The organism is Acinetobacter endophylla, assembly GCF_053543775.1.
Window position 1 is genome coordinate 1 of record NZ_JBLVOM010000045.1, and the last position, 979, is coordinate 979.

Here is a 979-nt window from a genome sequence, read left to right on the forward strand (position 1 = left end):
CTCGGGGATTTCTCCTGGATTAAATATGCTTCGCTTTCCTGATCGCTTGCTTTGGTGATGCTGTATGTGGCATTGACAATCTTATCTATGACTAAAGGCATAAGAGGTATGCGTGCCAATTCAACCTGATTTTCATCGAGTTGATTAACAATACTAATCACATCAACCGACCCATCTTTGAGCTGCAAGTGAATGACATAGCTTTCACCAGCATCTAGATTGATAGGATTGTCTAGTGTTAAGACTGTATTGTTTTGAGTCTCAACTTCACCACTCCCAAGCATCTTGAAGACATCATCAACGATAGCAATGCGGTCATTACGTGTCACCAGATCGGCTTCCCCGTATGCAGTAAATTCAATGGTTTTACGATTGAACTGCATTTTATTCCAGGCGCGATGTGCTAAAAAATGCGCCTGAATTGCATTGGTCACGCCATTACTTTCAATGGTTTTGTAGTTAGCCAAGCCATCATGCGGTAACTTAATGACTGCTTCAGCATAGTCGTCGGTTTCATCACGCCACTTAAACTCAATGCCTTCATACTCATCTGGCGCAACAAACAGATTGGTTTTAGTTAGGCTTTCCGGCTTAATATTTCGGTGGTTGAATAAGATCAAAGAGTTTGGGGTTTCTTTCTCAAAGGTGAAAAAGTGTTTGCCATTCTCCCGGCGTGCAGTACAGAAAACTGCTTCAGCAACAGCAAAGGCCATCTCTTGATAACTGCTGTTCTTGTTATCAAAAGTGTAATTAAACTCACAGGCTTTAGGTGTGCCGAAATAAGCTTCTATTTCATCTGACACTTCATACAGCGACTGAGCATCAATTTCAGATATATCAAAACGACCAATGAATGGATCGAGGGCCATATTGATAATGATGTCTGCAAAGTTGCTGGTTGGTATACGCTCGGCAGACTGGATGCCATCACGGTATGAGTAAAGCTTTCGTGTTACAGGTAGATTAAGCTCTGACGCAT

General features: G+C 42.0%; 1 protein-coding gene. It reads right to left on the bottom strand.

What is annotated here, in order from left to right; translation table 11 throughout:
• A partial coding sequence (locus ACNPNW_RS04230; RefSeq protein ID WP_448766570.1) for a host specificity factor TipJ family phage tail protein occupies window positions 1-979 on the bottom strand: 979 nt, incomplete at both ends.